The sequence below is a fragment of the Acinetobacter sp. YT-02 genome (assembly GCF_002412355.1).
GTDB lineage: Bacteria > Pseudomonadota > Gammaproteobacteria > Pseudomonadales > Moraxellaceae > Acinetobacter > Acinetobacter towneri.
Window position 1 is genome coordinate 1 of the sequence record NZ_NOZT01000043.1, and the last position, 24,984, is coordinate 24,984.

The window sequence follows — 24,984 nt, forward strand, 5'->3', positions numbered from 1 at the left end:
ATTGATGTTTATAACATCATTTGGGGAGCAAAATATCACTTATAAGTGTTGTTCAAATTTCCTGATCCACCTCTCCCATTCAGCCTCAATTTGGGGTTTGACGGATCTACTACAATATGCCAATCAACAAGTATTAAGCACGGATAAAGCATCCATTAAAGTTACTCATTGGCGTGAGTCGCATGGGAATATGATCAAAACTTGGGACAGTCATGAGGCTGTAAGCTGTTCGATCAATTTTATTATTGTCCCGCCCAGTTTTGAAGCTCCTGTGTCTCAAGAAGGCGCTCAAAATTATTCACAGTGGATTGAACAACATTATAAAAATGGTGCTGTGCTTTGCTCAATTTGTTCAGGGATTTTCACACTATTAGAAACGAAATTATTTTCTGGTCGAACAGTCACTACACATTGGTTGAATAATGAAATTGTTAATGCGCGTTTTCCAGACGTAGTTATTGATAGTAATAAAATTATCGTTGATGACCCTGATTTAATTACAACAGCGGGGATCATGTCTTGGATGGATTTAGGGCTAAAGTTGGTAGAGAGAATTTACAGTACACCATTCATGATCGAATTTTCTAAATTGCTATTAATAGACCCACCTTCAAGAGAGCAGTCTTATTATAAAAATTTTACGCCAAATTTTAGTCACGGCGATACTGCCATCATTAAGATTCAACATTGGCTACAAAATAATTATGAGAAGAAAATTACAGTTGATGATTTAGCAGAAATGGCCAATCTAGAAAAACGAACATTGTTACGACGTTTCAAAAAAGCGACTGGGCTGGCTCCAATTGAATATTGTCAAAATTTACGGATTCATAAAGCACAAGATCTGTTACTCACAACAAACATGAGTTTTGACTCAATCTCTTGGCAAGTAGGTTATAAAGATAGCTCTTCATTCAATAAAATATTTGTGAAAACAATAGGTTTGACATCAACAGAGTATCGTAAACGCTTTATATCTTGATTGATTAAAAATGGAAATTTAACATTTTAGTCAATTTTCTATAACTTTGGTTAGATGAGTATTCGGATCGTCTTTTTTAAAGTTAGAACATCTTAGATGTTTTGATTTTATTAAGGAGATGGTTATGGAACTAATTCGTTTACCTAACACAGCAACAAGTGAAGAAGTCGCGAAAGCACTTAAAGAGCATGGTCACTGTATTGTTGAAAATTTGGTAGCCCCTGAAGTTATGGATCGTATTTCAGAAGAAATGTCTGAATATATTCAAACTAGCCCTTACGGCGAAGATAAGTTCTTGGGGAATTTGACCCAACGTACAGGTTCATTGGTTGCTCGTTCTAAAACAGCACGTGACCTTATTACACATCCATTAGTTTTAGATTCAGCAAAGAAACATCTTTCAAAGTCTTCAACTATGCAATTGCAATTAACTCAAATCATTACTGTAAATCCTGGTGCGCCATCACAAATTCTTCACCAAGATCAGTTGGCTTGGGATTTTTTTGACTTTCCAGATGATTTTGAAACTCAATGTAACACCTTATGGGCAATGACTGAATATACTGAAGAAAATGGAGCAACTCGCGTTGTCCCAAACAGTATGTATGCTGGGGCTCGTCAAAAATTTACACAAGATCAAACAGTTGCTGCTGAAATGCCTAAAGGTTCGGTAATGTTCTATACCGGAAAAATTTATCATGGTGCTGGTACAAATACCACCGATAAAATCCGTCAAGCAATTAATATTAACTATTGTGCTGGTTGGTTAAGACAAGAGGAGAATCAATATTTAGCAACTCCTCCAGAAATTGCGCAAACTTTAGATGACGACATGTTGAAACTGATGGGATACCAATGTGCATGTTTTGCCATGGGATATGTTCGTGATTTTGAAGATCCTCTTGATGTTTTTAGAGGTAAAAAAGAGCGTCGTTCAGCTGGCTTTAATGTCGTAACTGATAATGGTAATGACGTGACTAAAAATTATGCTGATGAATATGAATTAGGGGGATAAAAATGAAATGTTTTACTCCTCAAATTGATTACTTTGAACAAGATGTTTTTGACTCCTTATCTTTTAGTCAAATCGTGGAAGTTGGCAACACCTTTTATCTTTCAGGAATTGCACCCTTAAAAGGCAGTTTAGAGAATACTTTAGTCATGGGGCAATGTATTGAAGAGCAATTGGAATTTATTCTGACTACTGCGGGGAAGTGTCTGGAGTGTGTTGGATTGGGTTTTTCAAATATTGCAAATTGGACGATTTACACTACGGATATTGATGCTTTTGCAAATAAGTCAGGAGAGATTTTGAAAAAATATCTTGGACAGCATAAGCCTGTATGTACTTTGGTTCAGATTAGCAAATTGATTCATCCTGAACAGATGATTGAGATAACTATTACGGCTGTCAAAGAGTAAAAGATTTGAATTATGGTTATCTGATAGGACCCATTCAGGTAACCACCTTCAGGGAGGTATATTATGTTTAAGAAGAATTCCACTTTAAAAATTGTTGTTGTTTCTGGTGGTTTAGGAGGACTGTCTAAAACAGAAGCATTAGTCAGTACTATTGCGGAAGAAATTTCTAAGCATACTGCTGTCGATATACATTTAGTGAAATTTAGTGAAATAGGGATGTTAGTTGGACAAGCTTTATATAGAAATGAATTACCAAAACTGGTTCAAAATTGTTTGCAAGTGATGTGGTTCCGTTAATTAGACCACTCAATCTAGTTTTATAAGTGATAAATCCGCTCTAAATATTTAAATTATGCTGCCATTACTTTTGGTAAATGTCGATCATAAAATTCATTTGGTGTTGCCTTATTCAAGCTTGAATGAGGACGTATCGTGTTATAAAAATCCAAATATTCAGCAATTGATTGTTTTGCTTGTTTAACCGTATCGTAAGCCTTCAAATAGACTTCCTCATGCTTCACACTGCGCCATAAACGCTCAATCATTACATTATCCATCCATCGTCCTTTCCCATCCATACTGATACGGATATTTCGCAATTTTAACTCATTCAAAAATGCCTCGCTTGTGAATTGACTGCCTTGGTCTGTATTAAACACCTCTGGACAACCATATTTCACAATTGCTTCTTGCAACGCATCTATGCAAAAGTCTGTTTCCATACTGATCGATACACGATGAGCCAGTACTTTACGACTATGCCAATCTATAATTGCACACAGATAGACAAAGCCTTTAGCCATAGGAATGTACGTGATATCTGTACACCAGACTTGATTAGAGTGATCGATGACCATGTTTTTCAACAGATATGGGAAAATACGGTGTGCAAGATTAGGCTTACTGGTATTGGGTTTTGGATACAAGGCATGTATTCCCATCAAGCGCATTAAACGTCGGACTTTACGCCGACCTATTTTATGTCCTTGACGCTGTAGCATATCTCGTATCATTCGACTGCCCATAAATGGGTAGTCGAGATGAATTTCATCGATTAGACGCATCAAACTCAAATCAGTTGATGAAATCTCTTTGGGCTTGTAATACAACGTACTGCGATTGATTTGAATCAATTGCGATTGTTGTCGTACCGAAAGTTGATGGGTCTTATCGATCATTTTTTGCCGCTCAGCTGCCCTATTTTTCTGAGCGCACCTTCTAAAAAATCAATTTGCAATGCCTGATGTCCTATCTTGGCATGTAGAGCTTTGAGGTCAATCTCAGGTTCTTGTTGTGCTGTTGGTCGTGAAAAAATATTGATTGATTGCTCAAGCAGTTGATTTTTCCAATCAATTATTTGGTTTTGATGTAAGTCGAATTGAGTAGAAAGTTCAGCGAGTGTGTGGTCGCCTTTAATTGCTGCGAGAGCAACTTTAACTTTAAACTCTGCTGAATGATTACGACGTTTTCTTCGTGTCATGGTTGACTCCAAAAACAAGCATTTCCCATGCTTATTGGGGAGTAGATTATCACTTATAGGCGTGGTCTAAAATCCTAGAACCACATCAGTTCAAACAAGTGGGACCACCTCTAACTGCATGGATATTGTTGAAATGGCTATCAATCAAAACGCAATTATTGAAAACTCATTAATTCTTGCTAAGAATTACTTAGATGCCCAAGGTGCGATGTTTTATTGGATTAATGAAGATAAGAGAGATGCATTTATTGATTTAAATATAAATGTCTCTAAAGAATTTATTTATAAATACCATAACTTACTACAAGATTACGATCCGCTAAATGTAGCATATTTCTTAAAGTCTCATGAAAATATAAATTTGCTAAACACTTGTAATAGTGAAAACCAAAAAGTTAGTGTGTATAAACGTTTTGCCAATGATTGTGGTATTGACGAGATTTTAGAGATTGTTTTTTGGAGGAATAATCATGCCTATGCAGGAATCGCAGTAACCAATCCAAATGATTATAAAAAAAGGGATGAAAGCTCTATTCAAGTACTTCATCAAATTCTTGGTACGAGTATTTTTGAGTTGGGCAATATTAAAGATAACATTGTAAAGAATTACCTTAAAGATCTTAAGCTTACTACCCGAGAAATAGAGGTCTGTAACTTTATTACAAAAGGGTATGCGAACCAAGATATAGCAGAAGCTATGGAAATTTCTTTAGGTACCGTAAAGATTAATGCCAATCGCATATTTGACAAGCTTCAGGTGGATGGCCGTTTACAGTTAAGTATTTTGTTGAGTAAGGTGATCAAATAGTTTCAAGGTTGCTGGCTTATCCATTGCTTTGGTGAGATGCCGTACCATCTTTGAAATGCTTTAGAAAAACTACTGATATCTGAATAACCTAGTTTATATGCTACTTCTGAAATTGATAAATTGGCATCAAGTAGATAAGGAGGGGAAAGTTCTTTTTGTGTTTTTTCTAAAAGAACACTGAACGAAGTATTGTAGGAGGAGAGCCTTCTTTTTAAGGTCCATGTCGGAATACCCGTTAATTTTGCGATATCTTCAATATGGGGAAACTTAGTTTCCATACATAGTTTTATATGCATTACGATAAAATCGATAAACTTTTCATTGTCGTTATATTTGTACCCAATATTCTCTAAAGTATAGGTCAATATTTCAAATAGATTGGGGTCAGCACCTAAAATTTTAGTATCAATATCCTTCTTTGGAATGTATATGCTGTTTTTTTGTGCATTGAAATTAATTGTGCACTTAAAAAATGCTAAATGATCACCTATAAACGCTGGTTCAGAGTTCTCGAATTCAATTAATGCTGGTTGCCAATTACTATAAGTAACTTTTCTAATTAAGTTACAAATAATTGCTAATGTAATTTCTGCATCATAACGTTGATTTTTTAGATAAGAATCATCAACTTTGTAAGAAACAACATAATACTCACCGTGTTTTTCTAATTTTATGGTTGTATATTCTTGAAAAAATAAGAAGTATTTACATGTTGATTCTAAAGCATGTTTTAAATTTTTCGAGTTAATGAAAATATAGCCTAGTAATCCAAGTGTCTCGATATCGCATTTAGAGCCATACATAATTGAAAAGTTATCATAGCCCGTAATTTCTACAGTTTTTTCTACAGCACTTATGAACTCATTCAATGAAATTTTTGCGTAAGGTTTGGATAGGTTTTCTCTATCTTGAAAGCATGTTTCTAAAAGTTTTGGGTCTACACCTAATGATTCAACTATTCTAAATAAGCTGAGTGTGACACATGAATAAACTCCAATTTGAGTATTGGGGCTAGTAGTTGCTAATGATCGAGCCATAGCGATATCCACCACATAAACACTTGTAATTTTATATATGCAATTATATGCCATTTGCTCTTATATGACAAAAAAAAGTACTGAACTCTCAAGAACTCTATGCCATAAAAACAAAGAATAATAATCACAATGTAGGTATCAATTTTTTATCTATTTGTAAAATTTAATTTTTTAGTAGTCGTGCTTTAGCAATTTAGTCATGAGCATTCCCATATAAACAGGAAGTATTATGGATCATTCTAATAAACAAGAGTCCCTGTCAGGCTCTCTTGGTGTTCTCTCAATTGTGTTTATGGTTATAGCAACTGCTGCACCTTTAACAGTGATGGTTGCAGTAACCCCGTTAATTATTACTTTGGGTAATGGTGGAGGGGTTGTATTTGATATTTTGACAGCAACAATAATCATGTTGCTGTTCTCTATTGGTTTCGTTTCTATGGCGAAATATATAGATAATGCTGGCGCATTCTATGCTTTTATTCAGAAAGGGTTGGGTCGAGCTATTGGATTGGGCTCAGCGAGTCTGGCATGGATTTCATACTTTTTTTTATTGATTGCTGTAGAAGCATATATTGGCGTGGCTTTAGCTGATCTCTTGAAAAGTTTTCTTGGCGTGGAAATTCCTTGGTGGATACTCTCATTAAGCATTATTAGTATTGTTGCATATCTGGGTTATCGCCATATTGAATTGAGTTCTAAATTTTTAGGAGTTGCACTTGTCGCTGAAATCGGTGTTGTACTCATTATTGATTTCTTGTTTTTTCAAAGAAATGGTGTAACTGCTTTAACTCCATCTGCTTTTTCTATAGATGTAATTTCAAGTGGTTCAATAGGTTTAGGCATTATGTTTGCCATTATGGGATTTATTGGATTTGAATCGTCTGTTATTTTTAGAGAAGAGGCAAAAGATCCGCAGAAAACAATTCCTCGTGCCACATATTTAGCAGTAATTCTTGTAGGGCTTTTCTATTGCATATCAACTTGGTGTCTTGTTTCCATCGTTGGGACTGACAAAATAATGGCTTTTACATCGGAACATGGGGAAAGTTCATATTTATTAGTTGCAGAGCAATATTTAGGTAAAGTGTTTACTGATGTAATTTTGGTTTTACTTGTGACGAGTTTATTTGCTTGTATTCTTTCTCTTCATAACGTAGTGGTTCGCTATCAATACGTATTAGGTAAGTATGGTGTTTTACCGACAGTATTGTCGAAGGTTCATGTTAAGCACAACTCACCGTATATATCATCAGCAATTCAATCTGCTAGTTCATTTATTCTCTTGACCATCTTAATTCTTTTAAGTTGGGATCCAGTTGCCAATATTTACACATGGGGAGCTGGTGCAGGAACTTTAGGTTATATGTTTATCCTGTCGTTAACTTGTATCTCTGTAATTGTATTTTTTATAAAAAACAAAGAAGGCAATTTTTGGAAGACATTTGTTGCTCCAGTATTGGGGCTCCTTGGGTTGCTCTTTTGCCTAGGTATGGCAATTATCAATTTGCCTACCTTAGTTGGTGATTCGATTGCAGTTGCGAAAGTCGTAGGGTTTGTGCTGATAGGGACATTCCTTTTTGGGATGCTTATTGCGAACTTGATGAAGGCTAAGTCACCACAGAAATTTGAACGCTTGAAAGAACTCGCATAAACAATACATACGCACTGTTTAAGTCGCTAGAAGTTTTCTAATCCAAAATGGTCATTGTTAATCTTTTTAAGTATTTCATTGACCATCTTTCTGAGATACAAAATATGAATAAATTAATACCTCAAAAGGTTGGGGTGGCAATACTTTTGCCTATGGTTTTAACGTGTATGCATTTAAAGGCGCAAGAAGTCTATGACAATGATGGGCTTAAGGTTAATTTAAATTTAGAAATGGTGGGTGCTGTGTTACATAGTGACCAGAATTATGCGGTGATGGGGAATAAGGTAGAAGGTAATTCCTCATGGAGTGAGGGGTACGCAAAATATGGTACAAGCCTGACCCAGCAACTAGTCGGTGATAGTCAGCTCTATGGGGCATTTGATTTGGTCAGTTCAGCTACTTGGGGGGATGGTGACGCCGCAGGGGTTACGCTAGGTAATGAACATAAAACAAATGTTGAAAATGCCTATGTAGGTTGGAAGTCTGGTAATTTATTACCGAAAATGGGAACAGATGGTGTCGATATTTCTATTGGGAAGCGATCACTTCAAATCGGAGAGGGGTTCTTGATACTGGGTGATTTATTTAATTATGGCAATGTCGACCTTGGCGAAAATATTTCGAGAGGTGGTGCTTACTACCTTGCTGCCAGAAAATCATTTGCACAGACTGCAAAAATTTCATTAGGTGGAAGTGAGGGGGTAAGAAGCGATTTAATCTGGCTTAAGTCCAATAACAAAGCACAAGCTAAGACAGAGTTAGCAGCAATGACTTTGGAAAAGGTGAGTGATAGTAGTGTTTGGGGATTAACTTGGATTCATGGGCTAGATCAAGATGAACATTTAACGGAACTCTTAGGCCTAAAAGATCGTCGTGATATGGATACAGTAAGTATTCGTTTTATGAATACTTTGGGGTATGAAAATCTAAAAATCTCTGGTGAATATGCATACCAAGATTCTAAACAAAATAAAGAAGAAAATGCTTGGTATGTACAGGGAAGTTGGAAGTTTAGTGATGTGGTTACTAAACCAAGTTTAACTTACAGATATAGCCAGTTCTCAGAGCAATATGATCCACTGTTTTATGGATCAAACGGTGGTTATGGGACTTGGTTTCAAGGTGAAGTTGCTGCAAATTATGGTGGGCCGTTCAGCAGCAATACGAAAGTACATTACTTAAGTGGTAGCATCTTTCCTCGAGAGGATCTGGAACTTGGAACAGCCTATTATAATTTCAAAACCATAGATAAATCAGCTTACGATTATAGCGGTAGTGAAGTGGATATCTACGCAAGATGGATGATTAAAGAACATTACTTTATCAGCCCATTAGTTGGATTATTTAATCCGAAGAAGAGTTCATCTGAAGGTGGTTTACAGTTAGGTAAAGCAGATACTAATGTTTATTCACAGCTGATCCTTGGAGTTTTCTTTTAAATTGCTGGGTTCAAATTAAAGATATCATATCCTCGGAGGATACATGAATATAAGAATTAGTTTTCCATCTTTAAACAGATGCAGTCAGTTGGGAGGAACGAAAGGACTAAATCAGTTTAGATATGAAGACATTACTAAAGTTACAACCAAAAATTTGAACTAATTTCCACAGAGCAAACAATTTTACATCGCCATACATACTGTTTAAGCAAGATGGTGATTGAAATACATATAGTCTACATGGAAGCCACACTTGACTTAAATATCCCATGCCACAGCGCATGGGATTTTTTTATACCACTTTCATTTTAAACAAACACTGAAACTCATTTAAACAGAAGAGGAAAGCACCATGATTAAAGGTCTAGCAATCACACCACCAATACTCGGGCGAATCAGTATAGGTAAAATGGTGGAAAAGAATGGCAAGCGCATCCCTGAAAAGGATGACCAATTCACCATTACCAGCCAAATCCAAAATAAGGATAGTGGTTGGGTGAAACATCCACTTGATGAACAACTTCGAGCTAAAGCACCCAATCAAAAACTCCGTTCAATCCCAGTCCGTATGATCTTCAATGATCCTGAACTGAATCTACGAGCGGAATACAGTTTATTTGATCGTCAGACAGGACGTCCCGTTTGTGTGGGTAATGGTGAAACCTGCCAACGACTGACTAATCAAGGGGTAGAACAACATCCATGCCCATCCCCTGATTTATGCCCATTAGCACAAGGCGGAAACTGTAAACCTTATGGGCGTCTGCATGTCAATTTAGATGAGTCCGATGAACTGGGCACATTCATCTTTAGAACCACAGGTTTTAACAGCATTCGGACTTTGGCGGCACGACTCAGTTATTACCATGCAGCATCGAATGGCTTGCTTTCATGCCTACCTTTACAACTCACGCTGAGAGGCAAATCTACTGCGCAAAGCTATCGTACACCTGTGTATTACGTGGATTTGACTTTACGGGATGAAGTTCATTTACAAGAGGCGATTCAAACAGCTAAAGAAATTGATCAGTAAAGTAAGTTGTGTGGTTTTAATCAGGCTGCTTTAGATCAAATGGCACGGCAGGGTTATGGTAATGCACGATTTGAGGTGAATGCTGAGGAGGGATTAGATTTGCTGGAGGAGTTTTATGCAGAGGACAACCAGCAACAAGACCAGATACCAGTGCATGACCTAAGCCATGTTCAGGATATTAAGAAAGGGTTGCAGCAGTCAGTGCAGGCTTTGAACTAGCTACTAGTGATGAAAGGTACAACAGTATCTTTCATTATTTTTTTGCTACTTTTAAAAAAGTACTAATAAAACTATTGACGAATTAAGCGTGATGTTTTATGATTTCTTTAATAAATCGTACTAATAAAACTATTTTGGAGTTTTGATGAAACTAGATAATGTATTGAGTGTGAAAGTTGGTGTGGCTCAATTTGAAACCACTGATGAGGGTGTAAATAATCTTGCACAAGTAGGTTTGGTTAATGGTGCTAATATTTCTGAATTAGGTGATTTAGATTTTGTTGATGCGGAGTTGAAGTATGTGTATGTTTCTGCTGAAAAATTACATGATAATGTTCTGAAAGTTGGTGACATTGTTTTGATGTCTAGAGGGTCAAATATGCGAGCTGCAATTGTAAATCAGCAAGATGCTGACAAAGGCTTAATTGCTTCACCGAACTGTTTGGTTTTAACGGCTAACCTGAACTATGTATTACCAGAAGTTATTGTTGCATTTCTCAATAGCGAGCTTGGTCAAAAAACACTAGATTCTTTAAGTACAGGTGCAACAATAAAAAATGTTCCTGCTCGAAAAATTAAAGATATTGATTTAAGAGTTCCTGATTTAGCAGTACAAAACAAAATTGCACAAATCTTTAAACAGAATATCGAGACCTTAAAAAGCCTTAAGGTATTGCAGATGCAGCAAAAAATTACTGCAAATGCTGCAATTCAAAAATTAATGGCAGAGTAGGAGGCCGTATGAATCTTAATGCGGAAGTAAAAAAACAGTTATTTAAAACGTTTGAGATACTTAAAACAACTTTATCAGTGGATCAAATCCCTGAAATTCTGAGTTTAACGAGTTATAGCGTATATGCAGAGTTTGATGCAGTGAAAACTGTATCGAGTACAGGTGAAAATGAAATATTGAAATATTTTCAAGATTTTGTTCAAAGACATAATTTAATTTGGGTGAATGTTCCAGTTTTAAAAGCTGCTGCACATTCATTTTCAGACATACTTCGGTCTCTTATTACTTTTTATGGTGAATGTACTTCAACTGATGAATTTGGGCGGCAGATTGTAGGTCTTTTACAAGAATGGGTTGGTCTTAATCCATCTTCTTTAGGGTCTTTTTACAGCAGTTCAGAATCGGTGATTGCATTATTCCAGTCCTTAATAGGTGATTGTTCTGATGCTGTACTTTATGATGGCGCATGTGGGATTGGAATGATTGCGAATAGGTTGAACCCTAAGAAAGCGATTTTAAGGGATATCAATCAAACGGTTGTGGGCATTACTGCATTATTGTTTAAAATGTCCAACATAGATGTGGATTTACAGGTTGCAGATACCTTAACGCACAATGAAACTTCTTATAATGTTGATATTGTAGCGAGTACACCACCATTTGGTTTAAGAATACAGTCTCAGTTGGTAGAAAATACTGCATACATTAGAGATATTCATTTGGGAAAATCTATACCATCGAGTGCCTCAGAAAGTCTATGGATTCAGCAAGCCTTATATCAGCTAAATGACACTGGGCGAGCATTTTTGCAAATTATACCTGGTTGGTTGTTTCGTGGTGGCTATGATGCTGCTTTAAGAGAGAAATTAATTGAAAAAGGTTGGGTTGAAGCCGTAATACAATTGCCTGAAAAGTTGCTTAGTAATACCAATATTGAAACAGTGCTTTTAGTTTTAAATAAAGCCAAAGACACTAATGGAGTGGTGCGTTTTGTAGATGCACGAACTCTAGGTCAGCGTACTCGTTCGCAGACGACATTGATGTTAGAAGACATCACTTTAATTCGTAATTTGGTTATGGGGATTGAGACTGATTCACAGCTTAGTCAAACCATCTCATTACAGCAGATTAAGGAAAATAAATACAATTTACACTGTAATGAGTATTTTGCCTCTGAGATTGAAGAAACAAAGCTAGACTTAAAAGCTGAGAGTGACAAGCTTATTCAGGCGCAGCTTGAATATGAGAAAGCTCAACAAATTTTTAATCAGATTTTGAGTGAAGTTTGAGGAGATAATTATGATGCAAGTAACCCACCATGCACAAAAAAGAATGACCAAACGTGGAATTACCAAAGATATGATTGACTTTACTTTGGATTTTGGCGAGACAAAAGGTGATAGATGGGTGCTTAATCGTAAAATGATTGAGCAATCCATTGGTGATTTAGAGCGTAAACTGAGAACGGCTAAAAAACTGAGAGATAAAGGTGGCATAGTAGTTGTCGCAGAGGGTGAATCTTTATTGACAGCTTATGATTTTGATAGCCGCAAAATGGCATATTGATTTAAGGTACCTAAATAGTGGTTTAGCTAAACTACTATTTTCTAAATTTTGAATAGATTATCCAATTAATCATTTATTTGAACAAATGACATAGAGAAACGAACAAACATGGCGATTAAGAAAACAGAACTTTATTCTTCCTTATGGGCAAGTTGTGATGAGTTACGTGGTGGTATGGATGCCAGCCAGTACAAAGATTATGTGTTGACCTTGCTTTTTATGAAATATGTGTCTGATAAATATAAAAGTAATCCGTATAGCATGATTGTCGTACCAGAGGGTGCGAGTTTTGACGATATGCTTAAACTTAAAGGTGATAAAGAAATTGGCGATAAGATCAATAAAATCATTGCATTATTGGCAGAAGAAAATGATCTGAAAGGCGTGATTGATGTTGCAGATTTTAATGATGAAGACAAGCTTGGTAAAGGCAAGGAGATGCAAGACCGTTTGTCTAAGCTGATTGGGATTTTTGAGGGGCTGGATTTATCATCAAATCGAGCTGAGGGCGATGACCTACTCGGTGACGCTTATGAATATTTAATGCGTCACTTTGCAACCGAGTCGGGTAAGTCAAAAGGACAATTTTATACGCCTGCTGAAGTTTCTCGTATTTTAGCAAAAGTTATTGGGATTCGTCATGATACCCCACAAGATGCTAGTGTTTATGATCCGACCTGTGGTTCAGGTTCATTGTTATTAAAAGCCAGTGATGAAGCTCCACGAGGTTTGTCTATTTATGGTCAGGAAATGGACAATGCGACCAGCGCGTTGGCTCGTATGAACATGATTTTGCATGACAATGCGACCGCTAAAATTTGGCAAGGTAATACAATTGCCGATCCACAATGGAAAGATGGCAACGGGCAACTTAAAACCTTTGATTTTGCTGTAGCCAATCCGCCATTTTCCAGTAAAAACTGGACGAGTGGGATTAATCCTGAACACGATAAATTTGAGCGTTTTGTGTGGGGCGTACCTCCTGAGAAAAATGGTGACTATGCGTTTTTATTGCATATTCTTAAAAGTTTAAAAAGTACAGGTAAAGGTGCGGTTATTTTACCGCATGGTGTGCTGTTCCGTGGTAATGCAGAAGCTCGTATTCGTGAAAACCTGATTAAGCAAGGCTATATTAAAGGCATTATTGGTTTGCCTGCCAACTTATTCTACGGTACGGGAATCCCTGCTTGTATTATCGTGATGGATAAAGAAAATGCCCAAGCACGAACAGGCATTTTCATGATTGATGCCAGCAAGGGCTTTATCAAGGATGGCAATAAAAACCGTTTACGTAGTCAAGATATTCACAAAGTGGTGGATGTATTCAGCAAGCAGCTTGAATTACCACGTTATAGCCGTATGGTGACTTTAGCTGAAATTGCTGATAATGAATATAACCTGAATATTCCTCGTTATATTGATTCCAGTGAAGCTGAAGACATTCAAGATTTAACGGCTCATTTACAAGGTGGGATTCCACAGCGTGATATCGAAGCCTTAAATGCGTATTGGAAAGTATTTCCAACGATTCGCACAACGCTTTTTGTTGATGATCGAGAGGGTTATGTAAAGTCATTGGTTGAGGCGGCGCAAGTCAAAAGCACAATTTTAAATCACCCTGAATTTAAATCTTTTGCTGAGCAGAGTTTGCAGCCATTTACCGCTTGGTGTGAACGTGCAGCACTTGGAAATATTCAAGTGGGCGAACAACCCAAAGCCATTATTCATCGTATCAGTGAGGATTTACTCGACAGTTATGCCGATATGCAATTGTTAAGTAAATACGATATTTATCAGATCTTGATGGATTATTGGGATAGCGTCATTCAGGACGATGTATTTATTTTGAGTCAAGATGGTTGGAACTCTGCCAAAGTATTAAAAAAACTGCTTGTCATCAAAGGTGAAAAACTCAAAGAAAGTCCTGATCTGGTGATCAATAAAGATAAATACAAAGCTGAAATTATTGCACCGTCTTTGATCGTGGCACGTTATTTTGCAGCAGAACAAAATAAGATTGATACACAACAAGCTGAACTTGACAGCATTAGCCAAGAGTTGGAGAGCTTTATTGAAGAGCATAGTGGTGATGAGGGCTTATTAGTCGATGCACTGAATGATAAAAATAAAGTCACGGCTGCTACGGTCAAAGTTCGGTTAAAAGTGAGTAAAGATGCCGAAGAAACCAGTGTGTTAAAGCAGGTGCAAAAACTATTTGAGCAAGAAAGTACATTGAAAAAAGCAGTCAAAGACTTACAGGATGCTTTGGATCTGGCAGTTTTTCAAAAATATCCACAGCTTGATGAGCAAGCGATTAAAACCCTTGTGGTCGAGGATAAATGGCTTGCGACACTGAAAGCTAATATTAAAGCGGAAATTGAGCGAGTCACACAACAACTTGCTAATCGAGTGAAAGAGTTGGATGAGCGTTATGCAGAACCTTTGCCACAAATTAGCAAAAATGTTGATAGTTTAAGCGATAAAGTAGCTCAGCATTTAAAAGCGATGGGTTTGGAGTGGTCACTATGAGGGAGGAGAAGATACCACAAGGTTATAAACAAACAGAAATAGGGACGATTCCTGAAGATTGGGAAATCAGTGAATTACAAAATGCAGTAGATTTTTTAGATGGATTAAGAAGACCTGTTAAATCTGGAGATAGAGCAAAAATTAGTGGTATTTATCCATATTACGGTGCATCAGGTATTGTTGATTATGTAAACGATTTTATTTTTGATTATGAGTTAATTTTGTTAGGTGAAGATGGCGAAAATATTTTAAGCAGAAACTTACCTCTTGCATTTAAAGTATCAGGTAAAATATGGGTTAATAATCACGCACATGTGATGAAGCCAAAAAATGATTTTGATATTGGTTATTTAACTGACTTTTTAGAAAGCTTAGACTATTCTTTATTAAACTCGGGTACTGCTCAACCAAAATTGAACAAACAAAATTGTTTAAAAATTAAAGTTGCAAAACCTAGCTTAAAAGAACAAACACTTATCGCCACAGCATTATCTGATGTCGATACTTTAATCAGCGAACTAGAAAAACTGATTAGCAAAAAACAAGCGATTAAAACTGCAACTATGCAGCAACTTTTAACAGGTAAAACTCGTTTACCGCAGTTTGCTTTGCATGCAGATGGTACAAGAAAAGGCACCAAACCCAGTGAGTTGGGGGAAATACCGGAGGATTGGGATGTCTTTTCATTATTGGATATTGCAAACCTTGTTCATGGAAAAGCGCACGAACCGTATGTTGTGGAATCAGGCGAGTACGTTGTTGTGAATTCAAAATTTGTTTCCACTGAAGGGAAGGTTCGCAAATACTGCTCACAGAATGATTGTGCTGCAAAAAAAGGTGATATTCTAATGGTCTTGAGTGACCTCCCAAATGGAAAGGCACTGGCTAAGTGTTTCTATGCTGATCAGGACCATGTTTACGCTGTAAATCAGCGAGTCTGTATATTTAAACAAACGTCTTTGATTCAAAGTACCTTCAACTCATAATGAATCGTCACAAGTATTTTCTCGCATTAGATGATGGGGTAACACAAACCCATATCCTAAATGGCGATATTGCCGCATGCCAATTGTTTGCTCCAGTCAAAAGAGAAGAACAAACCGCCATCGCCACCATCCTATCCGATATGGACACAGAGATTCAGGCATTGGAACAACGCCTTGGCAAAACCCGCCAAATCAAACAAGGCATGATGCAAGAACTGATGACGGGGAAAACACGGCTATTACAAGGAACTGTAAACACATGAGTATTCAAATTGATGTGGTTCGTATTTGTGGATTTCGAGGGATAGCCAATATTGAAATAACACTGCCTAGAGTGGCAGTGTTATTGGGGCAAAACAATGCGGGTAAAACTTCTGTAATTAAGGCATTACAGTTAGCACTAGGGGATTATTCTCGTTATTTGACTGATGAAGATTTTCATATTGGAGATGATGAAAAACGTCAGGAGTTAATCACTGTTGATGTTCGATTTATTGCCACGAATGAAAGTGGTAGAGTAAACGAATTTCCTACGGCATGGCAAAATGAATTTGGGGATAAAATTCAGGCAGAAGCAGATGGTAAACAATATGTTGCTATTCGCACTAGAGTGAAACCAGACAAGGTAAAAGGTGGTTACACCGTGGAACGGTTTCATTTAGAAGTGTGGGCGGCTATAAGTGGCTGGCAAGATGTTCCAGTAAATACTAAAAATAGATTAACTAAAAGGTTGGAAGCGACACCTTTTATTTCGATTGATGCCCAGCGAGATATTCATAATGAGCTAAAGGAAAAGACTTCTTTTATTGGTCGTGTATTATCTAGCGTAGAATACAAAGAAGATGATGTAGCTGAATTAGAGCGTATGGTTGCAAAAGTTAATCAAGAAGCTATTATGAAAAGTGACCATCTCAATAGTTTGAAAACTCATCTCGATAAACTTAATCAATCATTTGCAGGTTCTGGTCAAACAGAACTGACTCCTTTCCCAAAGAAAATCCGTGATCTTTCTAAACGGTTTAGTGTGCATTTTGGAGAGTCTGATAAAGATTCTTTTTCAATGGAATATCATGGCATGGGAACTCGTAGCTGGGCTTCGATGCTAACAGTAAAAGCATTTACCGAATTAATGGTAAAAAAGCATGAGGACGAGGTAGAGCCATTCTTTCCGATCTTGGCAGCAGAAGAACCCGAAGCACATTTACACCCCAATGCACAGCGGACTTTATATAAGCAGTTGATTGATACAACGGGTCAAGTGATTATCAGCACACATTCACCTTATATCGCTGGTTTGGCAGAATTACATGAAATTAGGTCATTAAGAAAAACTGGCAATTCAGTTGAAGTATATCAACTCAGAGATAACTTTGAAGATGATGATTTAAGAAAACTAAAAAGAGAAGTTGTCCATTCTCGTGGTGAACTTTTATTTTCTAAAGCCATCGTGTTGTCAGAGGGAGAAACTGAAGAGCAAGCACTGCCTGAATTATTTGAAGCATATACCGGACAGCACCCATTCGCACTTGGGATTAATTTTGTTGGCGTCAATGGCTCAGGTGCGAAATATCGCCCATTTTTCATTTTAGCAAAAGATCTAAATATTCCATTATTTGTATTTAGTGATGGTGAAGTAGAAACGATTAAAGCGCTGAAAAAGAATTATGAAAAAATATTTGGCGATACCGACGTTGAAAATACATCTAATATATTTATTCTAACTGGAACAGATTTTGAGGGCTACTTATTTAGCCAAGGGTTTAATGACTTAATTGAGCAAACTATTCGTGAAGTTGACGGAGAGGGGAAAATTGATGAATGGATTCAGAAAAAAAATGGAGAACTATTAAAACGAATTAAGACAAATAAGCCACCATGTACAACGTGTAATCAACCTATTTTTGAAGATGTGTTACGAGATTTTAGTGGGAAAGATGGGGTAAATCAGGCAATCCTTGAGATTATTGACAAAAAGAAGCCGCAGTATGCTAAAGCAATTACAGGAAATTTGATTAAGTTACCAAAAGAGTCGTTCCCACAAAAGATTATTGATCTTTTTAAAGAAATTGAATCTGGAGTCTGATATGAATCTTTCCCAAGCTCAGCGTCAGATTGTTGAAGCACCTATTGGTGGGGCTATTCAAGTCCTTGCATCGGCTGGCTCAGGTAAAACTCGAGTTTTGACTGAGCGAATCCGTTATATTTTGGAAACGACAAAAAAAGAGGGTGTTATTGCTTTAACGTTTACCAATAAAGCGGCTGAGGAAATGAACACTCGTTTGGCTCATAGTGAACACATACAAGATAGAGCATGGATTGCTACAACTCATTCAGTTGCCCAACGTATTTTAGAAAAATATGGTCATACCATTGGATTACCAACGGATTTACATATTTATGATAGAGATCGGGACAGAATGGAAGTCTTTTTGCAATCTCTACGCGATGATGGAATCGAGGTTGATAAGTATTTAGATATTTCTGATTCAAACGAGTTGAAAAACAGAGAAAAAAAACTTCAAACATATATGGATATTTTTTCAAAAATCAAACGGGAATTGCTGACAGAATCTGGTATATCCTCAATCTATCCTAATAATAATATTTGGAAAAAATTTCAGGATTATCAACAGTCATTGCTCAATAGCGGTGGCATTGATTATGATGACATTTTGATATATGCCCACAAAATACTATTGACACATGAATGGATTGCAAAAATATATCGTTCCAAATACAAGCATATATGCGTAGATGAGGCTCAAGATCTAAATAAGACTCAATATGAGTTTATAAAAGTATTGTGCGGTGATGTGATCAAAAGTGTTCTGATGGTAGGTGATCCTAACCAAATGATTTATGGATTCAATGGGTCATCAGATCGATATCTCAATGAGGAATTTATCCATGATTTTTATCCTCAACAATTTGAGCTAAAAGAAAACTATCGAAGTACTAAAGCTGTTATTGGGGCAGCAAATAAATTAAGACCAAACTCTCAAACTGAGGTTGAGTATGCTTTAGATGGTAATGTGCAAATTAAAGATTTTGATACAGAAGAAGCAGAAGCAAATGCCGTTGTTGATGAGATTAGGAAACTCTTGGATTTAAAAAGTCATGCCGAAATTGAGGGAGAAATATCCTTAAATAAAATGGTGGTGATTGCGCGGAATAGATTTGTCTTTCACAAATTAGAAGCAATTCTTAAAGACAAGGGAATACCTTATTCATTAAGAAAAGGTGAGAGACAACTTGAACCATCAACAACTTTTGGTAAGGTACTGGATTGTGCTATCCGAATTAAATTAAATCCTAAAGATTGGGTGAACGGTAAAAAGTTATGTCAAGTATTAGGTATTGTAGAACCTGAGAAGTGGGATGTAGATGTCTTATCAAATATGGCAGTTCAGGTTGATGAAACTATTGAGGGGGAAAGCAGTGCATTATTGGCAAAACTACTCTTAACAATTGATGGCTTGGATGTTGAAAATCCTAATATACCTAAATTTATAAAAGAGCTTGATATTGCTTTAAAGTCTTCAGTAGAAAATCAACAAAGCGCACTTAGTGATGAAATAGAAGAAGTTAGATTGAGCCTTGAAGAGTTGAATGAATTTAGTTGTGCATGGACTAAATTTAAAAGAAAGGGTTTGGGGGATTCATTGACGGCATTTAGAAATGCCTTGGCTCTCGGTCAACTTTCAGATCATGATATTGATGGCGGTCTAACTTTAAGTACGGTACATACCATGAAAGGATTAGAGAAAGACATTGTATTTTTAATTGGTATGTGTGAGGGAGTATTTCCTGACTATCGGGCTAAGACAGCTAAAGAGTTAGAAGAAGAGAAGAACAACGCTTTTGTGGCAGTAACACGAGCTCGACGTTGGCTATATATGTCTTATCCTAAGCAAAGAATGATGCCTTGGGGTGATATAAAGTTTCAGGCAGAGTCATGTTTTATTAGATTACTTAGGGCTGGGAAGTAGATCATGCTAAAAACAGAGTTATTGGAAATCATTGCCAACGGTGAAAACTCAGGCATTGAATTTAAACGTGATGATATTCGCCCAGAACAATTTGCCAAAGAAGTGGTTGCCATGGCCAACTTTCAAGGTGGGCGAGTGCTATTTGGTGTTGAAGATGATGGCACGGTGAGTGGGATACAAAGACCAGACCTTGAAGAATGGGTGATGAATGTTTTTCAAAGTAAAATTCACCCGATGATTTTACCTTTTTACGAAGAGGTAAAACTTGATGATGGTAAAACAGTTGCTGTCGTGAGTTTTCCGATTGGTATTTCTAAGCCTTATGTATTGCGACATAGTGGTAAAGAAGAAATTTATATCCGTGTTGGAACAACCTCACGGTTGGCAACTCGAGAGCAGCAAATGCGTCTGTTTGAACTGGGTGGTATGTTACATACAGAAGTCATGCCTGTGCCTCGTACAGATATGAGTTGTCTAGATGATGCACGTCTGATGAACTATATTCGAGATATTTTGCGTGATCCTGATGTACCACAATCAACAGAGGCATGGCAAGCCAGATTACTTGGATTGGGTTTTCTGACCGAAGCTGCTGGAAATATTTGCTGCACGATTGCAGGTTTGATTTTATTTGGTAAAAATCCACGACGCTATTTAAAGCAAGCTGGTTTAAGAGTGATGGCATTTCAGGGTGATGATAAAGACTATCAAACGGCTTTGGATGAAATTCTTGATGGTGCAATGGTTGGTCGCTGGGATATGAGCAATGGAGATAAGCGTTTGATCGATGGGGGCATTATTGAACGTTTTATGCAAGCCATGACGCCATTTATTTCACAACAATCGGCTGAAGTAAATATAGAGTTAAGACGAGAAACACAGTGGTTTTATCCTCTTGAAGCTGTGCGTGAAGCATTGATTAATGCTTTGGCTCACCGTGATTGGACACGTTTTGTAGAAATTGAGGTTTCTGCTTATTCAAATCGGCTTGAAATTATTAGCCCAGGCACATTACCCAATTCAATGACTGTAGAAAAAATGAAAGCAGGTCAGCGTTCGCCTCGTAATACCATTGTGATGGAGGTCTTGCGTGATTATGGTTATGTTGATTATCGTGGTATGGGCGTAAGAACAAAAATTGTACCTTTGACTAAAGCCTTAACAGGTAAAGAACCTGAATTTGAACTTACAGAAGATTATTTAAAAACAGTTTTGTATCGCTAGATAAGGATAAAAAATGAGCCAAGTCGGTCAGCGTGAACGCATTACCCAAAATCGAGTGGTGCATTTTTTTCAGCAACAATTAGGCTATCGTTATTTAGGCGATTGGCAAGATAGAAATGACAATAAAAATATTGAACACGACATTTTAATTGCTTGGCTTAAAAAACGTGGTATCAGTGATGCTTTGATTAACAGAACCATGCGCCAACTCGATACTGCAACTGCATTGGGTGAAGGCAAAAAACTTTATTATGCCAATAAAGATGTATATCGCTTATTGCGTTACGGAGTTAAAGATAAAGAAGGTGCTGGTGAACTAAATCAAACCGTTTGGCTCATTGATTGGCATCATCCTGAAGCAAATGATTTTGCAATTGCTGAAGAAGTTTATATTAAAGGTGAAAATAAAAAACGCCCAGATATTGTGCTATATATCAATGGGATTGCTTTGGGTGTATTAGAGCTGAAACGTTCATTGGTTGATGTATCTGAGGGCATTCGACAAAATTTAGATAATCAAAAAAAAGATTTTATCCGTAATTTTTTTAGCACAATACAACTGGTGATGGCGGGTAATGACACGCAAGGATTGCGCTATGGCATGATTGAAACACCTGAAAAATATTATCTGGAATGGAAAGAAGAGCCTAATCACGTAGAGGGACATAAACTCGATTATCATTTAGGTAGAATGTGTAATAAACAACGGTTTTTGCAAATCATTCATGATTTTATAGTCTTTGATGCGGGTGTGAAAAAAACTTGCCGACATAATCAGTTTTTCGGTATTGAAGCTGCAAAGCAACGTATTGCCAAACGAGAGGGTGGTATTATTTGGCATACCCAAGGGTCAGGTAAGAGTCTGACAATGGTGTGGTTAGCTAAATGGATACGAGAAAATGTCAGTGATAGCCGTGTACTTATTGTCACAGATCGAACTGAGTTGGATGAGCAAATTGAGAAAGTCTTTACTGGTGTAGAAGAAGAAATTTATCGTACAAAAAGTGGTGCGGATTTGGTTGCAACACTGAATCAGCCAACCCCTTGGCTTATATGTTCATTGGTGCATAAATTTGGTCGTTCTTCAGACGCAGACGATGATGCTGCAACGAATGAATTTATTGAACAGCTCAAACAATCCATGCCTAAAGACTTTAAAGCTAAAGGTAATGTATATGTTTTTGTTGATGAATGCCATCGTACCCAATCAGGTAAATTACACGAGGCAATGAAAGCGATTTTACCTGAAGCCATGTTCATTGGTTTTACGGGTACATCTTTGATGAAAAAGGATAAACAGAAATCAATAGAAGTATTTGGTTCTTATATTCATACCTATAAATTTGATGAAGCTGTTGCCGATGGTGTTGTTCTTGATTTGCGTTATGAAGCACGAGATATTGACCAAAATATTAGTTCACAGAAAAAAATTGATGAATGGTTTGAAGCAAAGACTCGTGGGCTGTCACGCCTAGCAAAAACCCAACTTAAACAGAAATGGGGAACAATGCAAAAGGTCTTATCAAGTAAATCTCGTTTACAGCAAATCGTAAATGATATTTTACTGGATATGGAAACAAAGCCACGCTTGATGGATGGGCATGGTAATGCCATATTGGTTTGTTCCAGTGTCTATCAGGCATGTAAGGCTTACGAAATGTTTAGCCAGACTGATTTGGCTGGTAAAGTTGCTATTGTGACTAGTTTTCAGCCGACCCCTGCCAGTATCAAAGGTGAAGAAACAGGCGAAGGACTCACCGAAAAACTATTTAAATATGATATTTACCGCAAAATGCTAGCGGATTATTTCGAGAAAACGGAAGAAGAAGCAGCAAGCCTTGTCGAAGAGTTTGAGACATCTGTTAAAAAACGTTTTATTGACGAACCTTCACAGATGAAATTATTGATTGTAGTGGATAAGCTTTTAACAGGTTTTGTTGCGCCATCAGCAAGCTATTTGTATATTGATAAACACATGGCAGATCACAATTTATTCCAAGCGATTTGTCGGGTCAATCGCTTGGACGGTGATGATAAAGAATATGGTTATATTGTCGATTATAAAGACTTATTTAAATCTATAGACCAAGCTATTTCTGATTATACTCAGGAGGCTTTTGATGGTTATGATAAGGACGACGTTGAAGGATTATTAAAAGACCGTTTACAGCAGGCTAAATTAGATTTAGATACTGCTTTAGAAATGGTCAAGGCATTGTGTGAGCCTGTTAAAGCACCTCGAAACACTCAGGACTATATTCATTATTTTTGCGGGGAATCAGGGCATAATCAAGATGAACTCATTGAAAAGGAAGCTCTCCGTTTAGCGCTTTATCAAAATGTGGTGAAGCTCATCCGTGCTTTTGCAAATATTGCCAATGAAATGCAAGAGGCTGGCTATAATGAACAGCAGATTGTAACTATTCGAGCCGAAGTCATACATTTTGAAAAAGTGCGTGATGAAGTCAAAATTGCTAGCGGCGATTTGCTTGACATGAAACGTTTTGAGCCTGCTATGCGTCATCTACTCGATATGTATATTCGTGCTGAAGACAGCGAAGTATCGATGGACTTTGAAGAGTTAGGCTTGATAGAGTTGATTGTGGAAAAAGGTGCAGATGCGTTGGATGCATTGCCTAAAGATATTCGCAATGACGAACAAGCGATGGCTGAAACTATCGAAAATAATGTTCGTAAAACAATTATTGATGAAAACCCCGTGAATCCAAAATACTACGAACAAATGTCAGTTTTGTTAGATGAATTGATAGAATTACGTCGTCAAAAAGCCATTGAATATCAAGAATATTTAAAACATATCCGTGATTTATCTAGTAAAATTATTCGCCCTGAAAAAAGCACATCACATTATCCTAGCTCTATGGATAGTAGTGCTAAACGAGCGTTATATGATAATTTTGGAAAGGATGAGTTACTAGCCACAAAGATTGATAGTGTTATTCGCTATACTAAAAAGGCAGATTGGGTGGGCGATAAATTTAAAGAACGTGAAATTGCATTTGCAATACAGCAAGACACAAAAGGCTATGATATTGATATTCAAAGTGTCATGGAGCTTGCTAAAGCGCAACGAGAATATTGGTGATGCAATGGCTACATATTGGTGAGCTTGAGGTAGAGCTGCACCATAAGGCAATCAAGAACTTACATTTGAGTGTGTTGCCACCAGATGGAAAAGTCAGGGTATCTGCTCCTATTACTATGTCTGATACGGCTATACGCATGGCGGTAATTAGTCGTATTCCATGGATAAAGAAACAGCAATCGGCTTTTCTTAATCAATCTCGTCAATCAATCCGAGAAATGGTCAGTGGGGAATGCCATTATGTTTGGGGGAAAAAATATCGCTTAAATATTGTGGCAACATCTGGACAGCATCGCATTGAATTTTCCCATGCTAATCGGCTTGATATGTATGTTCATGCAACTACCTCAACCCAAAATAAACAGAAATTACTAGAAGCATTTTATCGAATGCAACTACAGGAAAAACTTAATTTACGCTGTTCATCTTTACTTACTAGAATTGGTGTAGAACCAAGTTTTATTGGTATTCGTAAAATGAAAACCCGTTGGGGGAGTGCTAATCCATTGTCGAAAAGAATATGGCTGAATTTAGAATTGGCGAAAAAACCAGTTGAATGTTTGGAGTTTATTCTTGTGCATGAACTGGTGCATTTAATTGAGCGTCATCATAATGATCGTTTTGTAATGTATATGGATCGGTTTCTTCCCCAATGGCGTGAGCGAAAGGCTTTGTTGAATAGTTTACCTTTAACCTCCTAAATATATGCGCCTTATCTGGCTCAAGGTCAGACGAAATAACCCGAAAGCCGAAACTTTCGGGGTTACAGCGGTGTGTTTA

Annotated in this window: 20 protein-coding genes and 1 pseudogene; 19 read left to right on the forward strand and 2 right to left on the reverse strand. The window is 37.1% G+C overall.

Annotated features, from left to right (window positions below; all coding sequences use genetic code 11):
* The 4 genes from CF596_RS11055 to CF596_RS11070 all read left to right on the forward strand — a co-directional run.
* Positions 1-982, forward strand: a 982-nt coding sequence (locus tag CF596_RS11055; protein ID WP_096902487.1) for a helix-turn-helix domain-containing protein, incomplete at its 5' end; no start/stop codon positions are given.
* Positions 983-1,106: 124 nt separating this feature from the next.
* Positions 1,107-1,997, forward strand: a complete 891-nt coding sequence (locus CF596_RS11060) for a phytanoyl-CoA dioxygenase family protein (protein ID WP_096902488.1) — start codon at positions 1,107-1,109, stop codon at positions 1,995-1,997.
* A gap of 2 nt (positions 1,998-1,999) precedes the next feature.
* Positions 2,000-2,404: a Rid family hydrolase gene (locus CF596_RS11065; RefSeq protein WP_032051711.1), complete on the forward strand. Its 405-nt coding sequence runs from the start codon at positions 2,000-2,002 to the stop codon at positions 2,402-2,404.
* 63 nt (positions 2,405-2,467) lie between these two features.
* Entirely contained in the window at positions 2,468-2,701 is a 234-nt protein-coding gene (locus tag CF596_RS11070; protein WP_096902489.1) for a hypothetical protein, read from the forward strand.
* A 53-nt stretch (positions 2,702-2,754) separates the two neighbouring features.
* On the opposite strand, the gene CF596_RS11075 is transcribed toward CF596_RS11070, so the two are convergent.
* Positions 2,755-3,884 (reverse strand): IS3 family transposase gene (locus CF596_RS11075; protein ID WP_089024817.1). Its coding sequence is split into 2 segments (ribosomal slippage): positions 2,755-3,632 and positions 3,632-3,884, totalling 1,131 coding nucleotides; the frame shifts between segments, so codons are not numbered across the junction.
* Between the two features lie 133 nt (positions 3,885-4,017).
* Between CF596_RS11075 and CF596_RS11080 the strand changes: the two genes are divergently transcribed.
* Positions 4,018-4,692: a LuxR C-terminal-related transcriptional regulator gene (locus tag CF596_RS11080; protein WP_171324980.1), complete on the forward strand. Its 675-nt coding sequence runs from the start codon at positions 4,018-4,020 to the stop codon at positions 4,690-4,692.
* A 2-nt stretch (positions 4,693-4,694) separates the two neighbouring features.
* Here the strand turns inward: CF596_RS11080 and CF596_RS11085 are convergent, their stop codons facing one another.
* Positions 4,695-5,729, reverse strand: a complete 1,035-nt coding sequence (locus tag CF596_RS11085; protein WP_171324982.1) for an AraC family transcriptional regulator — start codon at positions 5,727-5,729, stop codon at positions 4,695-4,697.
* A 229-nt stretch (positions 5,730-5,958) separates the two neighbouring features.
* On the opposite strand from CF596_RS11085, the gene CF596_RS11090 reads away from it, so the two are divergent.
* The 14 genes and pseudogenes from CF596_RS11090 (at position 5,959) to CF596_RS11155 (ending at position 24,905) form a co-directional block, all read left to right on the forward strand.
* Positions 5,959-7,380 carry an APC family permease gene (locus CF596_RS11090; protein WP_096902492.1) on the forward strand — a complete coding sequence of 474 codons (1,422 nt, stop codon included), beginning with the start codon at positions 5,959-5,961 and terminating at the stop codon, positions 7,378-7,380.
* Between the two features lie 104 nt (positions 7,381-7,484).
* Entirely contained in the window at positions 7,485-8,819 is a 1,335-nt protein-coding gene (locus CF596_RS11095; protein ID WP_242439152.1) for a hypothetical protein, read from the forward strand.
* 352 nt (positions 8,820-9,171) lie between these two features.
* Positions 9,172-10,071: pseudogene (locus CF596_RS11100) on the forward strand (hydrolase or metal-binding protein).
* A gap of 145 nt (positions 10,072-10,216) precedes the next feature.
* Positions 10,217-10,804 carry a restriction endonuclease subunit S gene (locus CF596_RS11105; RefSeq protein ID WP_032051726.1) on the forward strand — a complete coding sequence of 196 codons (588 nt, stop codon included), beginning with the start codon at positions 10,217-10,219 and terminating at the stop codon, positions 10,802-10,804.
* Positions 10,805-10,812: 8 nt separating this feature from the next.
* Complete coding sequence (locus tag CF596_RS11110) at positions 10,813-12,093, forward strand: N-6 DNA methylase (protein WP_032051727.1); 1,281 nt, start codon at positions 10,813-10,815, stop codon at positions 12,091-12,093.
* 10 nt (positions 12,094-12,103) lie between these two features.
* Entirely contained in the window at positions 12,104-12,370 is a 267-nt protein-coding gene (locus tag CF596_RS11115) for a DUF4258 domain-containing protein (protein WP_004669069.1), read from the forward strand.
* A gap of 108 nt (positions 12,371-12,478) precedes the next feature.
* The gene (locus CF596_RS11120; RefSeq protein ID WP_096902493.1) at positions 12,479-14,899 is read left to right on the forward strand and encodes a type I restriction-modification system subunit M; all 2,421 of its coding nucleotides are present in this window, start codon (positions 12,479-12,481) and stop codon (positions 14,897-14,899) included.
* Positions 14,896-15,885, forward strand: coding sequence for a restriction endonuclease subunit S (locus CF596_RS11125; RefSeq protein ID WP_096902494.1), 990 nt, complete (start codon positions 14,896-14,898; stop codon positions 15,883-15,885). Before CF596_RS11120 ends, CF596_RS11125 begins: the two co-directional genes overlap by 4 nt.
* Positions 15,885-16,148 carry a restriction endonuclease subunit S gene (locus CF596_RS14825; protein WP_096902495.1) on the forward strand — a complete coding sequence of 88 codons (264 nt, stop codon included), beginning with the start codon at positions 15,885-15,887 and terminating at the stop codon, positions 16,146-16,148. Before CF596_RS11125 ends, CF596_RS14825 begins: the two co-directional genes overlap by 1 nt.
* Positions 16,145-17,968, forward strand: coding sequence for an AAA family ATPase (locus CF596_RS11135; RefSeq protein ID WP_004669065.1), 1,824 nt, complete (start codon positions 16,145-16,147; stop codon positions 17,966-17,968). The genes CF596_RS14825 and CF596_RS11135 overlap by 4 nt, the downstream gene beginning before the upstream one ends.
* Position 17,969: 1 nt before the next feature.
* On the forward strand, positions 17,970-19,874 hold the full coding sequence (locus CF596_RS11140; RefSeq protein WP_004669063.1) for an ATP-dependent helicase: 1,905 nt from the start codon (positions 17,970-17,972) through the stop codon (positions 19,872-19,874).
* Positions 19,875-19,877: 3 nt separating this feature from the next.
* Positions 19,878-21,098, forward strand: a complete 1,221-nt coding sequence (locus CF596_RS11145) for an RNA-binding domain-containing protein (protein WP_004669061.1) — start codon at positions 19,878-19,880, stop codon at positions 21,096-21,098.
* Positions 21,099-21,111: 13 nt separating this feature from the next.
* Positions 21,112-24,204, forward strand: coding sequence for a type I restriction endonuclease subunit R (locus tag CF596_RS11150; protein WP_096902496.1), 3,093 nt, complete (start codon positions 21,112-21,114; stop codon positions 24,202-24,204).
* Positions 24,204-24,905 carry a SprT family zinc-dependent metalloprotease gene (locus CF596_RS11155; protein ID WP_004669059.1) on the forward strand — a complete coding sequence of 234 codons (702 nt, stop codon included), beginning with the start codon at positions 24,204-24,206 and terminating at the stop codon, positions 24,903-24,905. Before CF596_RS11150 ends, CF596_RS11155 begins: the two co-directional genes overlap by 1 nt.
* Positions 24,906-24,984 lie beyond the last annotated feature (79 nt).

Bases quoted from the DNA above. Each gene is read 5' to 3' on its own strand.
- CF596_RS11060 (WP_096902488.1), top strand. From the start codon at position 1,107: ATGGAACTAATTCGTTTACCTAACACAGCAACAAGTGAAGAAGTCGCG.
- CF596_RS11065 (WP_032051711.1), top strand. From the start codon at position 2,000: ATGAAATGTTTTACTCCTCAAATTGATTACTTTGAACAAGATGTTTTT.
- CF596_RS11070 (WP_096902489.1), top strand. From the start codon at position 2,468: ATGTTTAAGAAGAATTCCACTTTAAAAATTGTTGTTGTTTCTGGTGGT.
- CF596_RS11080 (WP_171324980.1), top strand. From the start codon at position 4,018: ATGGCTATCAATCAAAACGCAATTATTGAAAACTCATTAATTCTTGCT.
- CF596_RS11085 (WP_171324982.1), bottom strand. From the start codon at position 5,729: ATGGCTCGATCATTAGCAACTACTAGCCCCAATACTCAAATTGGAGTT.
- CF596_RS11090 (WP_096902492.1), top strand. From the start codon at position 5,959: ATGGATCATTCTAATAAACAAGAGTCCCTGTCAGGCTCTCTTGGTGTT.
- CF596_RS11095 (WP_242439152.1), top strand. From the start codon at position 7,485: ATGAATAAATTAATACCTCAAAAGGTTGGGGTGGCAATACTTTTGCCT.
- CF596_RS11105 (WP_032051726.1), top strand. From the start codon at position 10,217: ATGAAACTAGATAATGTATTGAGTGTGAAAGTTGGTGTGGCTCAATTT.
- CF596_RS11110 (WP_032051727.1), top strand. From the start codon at position 10,813: ATGAATCTTAATGCGGAAGTAAAAAAACAGTTATTTAAAACGTTTGAG.
- CF596_RS11115 (WP_004669069.1), top strand. From the start codon at position 12,104: ATGATGCAAGTAACCCACCATGCACAAAAAAGAATGACCAAACGTGGA.
- CF596_RS11120 (WP_096902493.1), top strand. From the start codon at position 12,479: ATGGCGATTAAGAAAACAGAACTTTATTCTTCCTTATGGGCAAGTTGT.
- CF596_RS11125 (WP_096902494.1), top strand. From the start codon at position 14,896: ATGAGGGAGGAGAAGATACCACAAGGTTATAAACAAACAGAAATAGGG.
- CF596_RS14825 (WP_096902495.1), top strand. From the start codon at position 15,885: ATGAATCGTCACAAGTATTTTCTCGCATTAGATGATGGGGTAACACAA.
- CF596_RS11135 (WP_004669065.1), top strand. From the start codon at position 16,145: ATGAGTATTCAAATTGATGTGGTTCGTATTTGTGGATTTCGAGGGATA.
- CF596_RS11140 (WP_004669063.1), top strand. From the start codon at position 17,970: ATGAATCTTTCCCAAGCTCAGCGTCAGATTGTTGAAGCACCTATTGGT.
- CF596_RS11145 (WP_004669061.1), top strand. From the start codon at position 19,878: ATGCTAAAAACAGAGTTATTGGAAATCATTGCCAACGGTGAAAACTCA.
- CF596_RS11150 (WP_096902496.1), top strand. From the start codon at position 21,112: ATGAGCCAAGTCGGTCAGCGTGAACGCATTACCCAAAATCGAGTGGTG.
- CF596_RS11155 (WP_004669059.1), top strand. From the start codon at position 24,204: ATGCAATGGCTACATATTGGTGAGCTTGAGGTAGAGCTGCACCATAAG.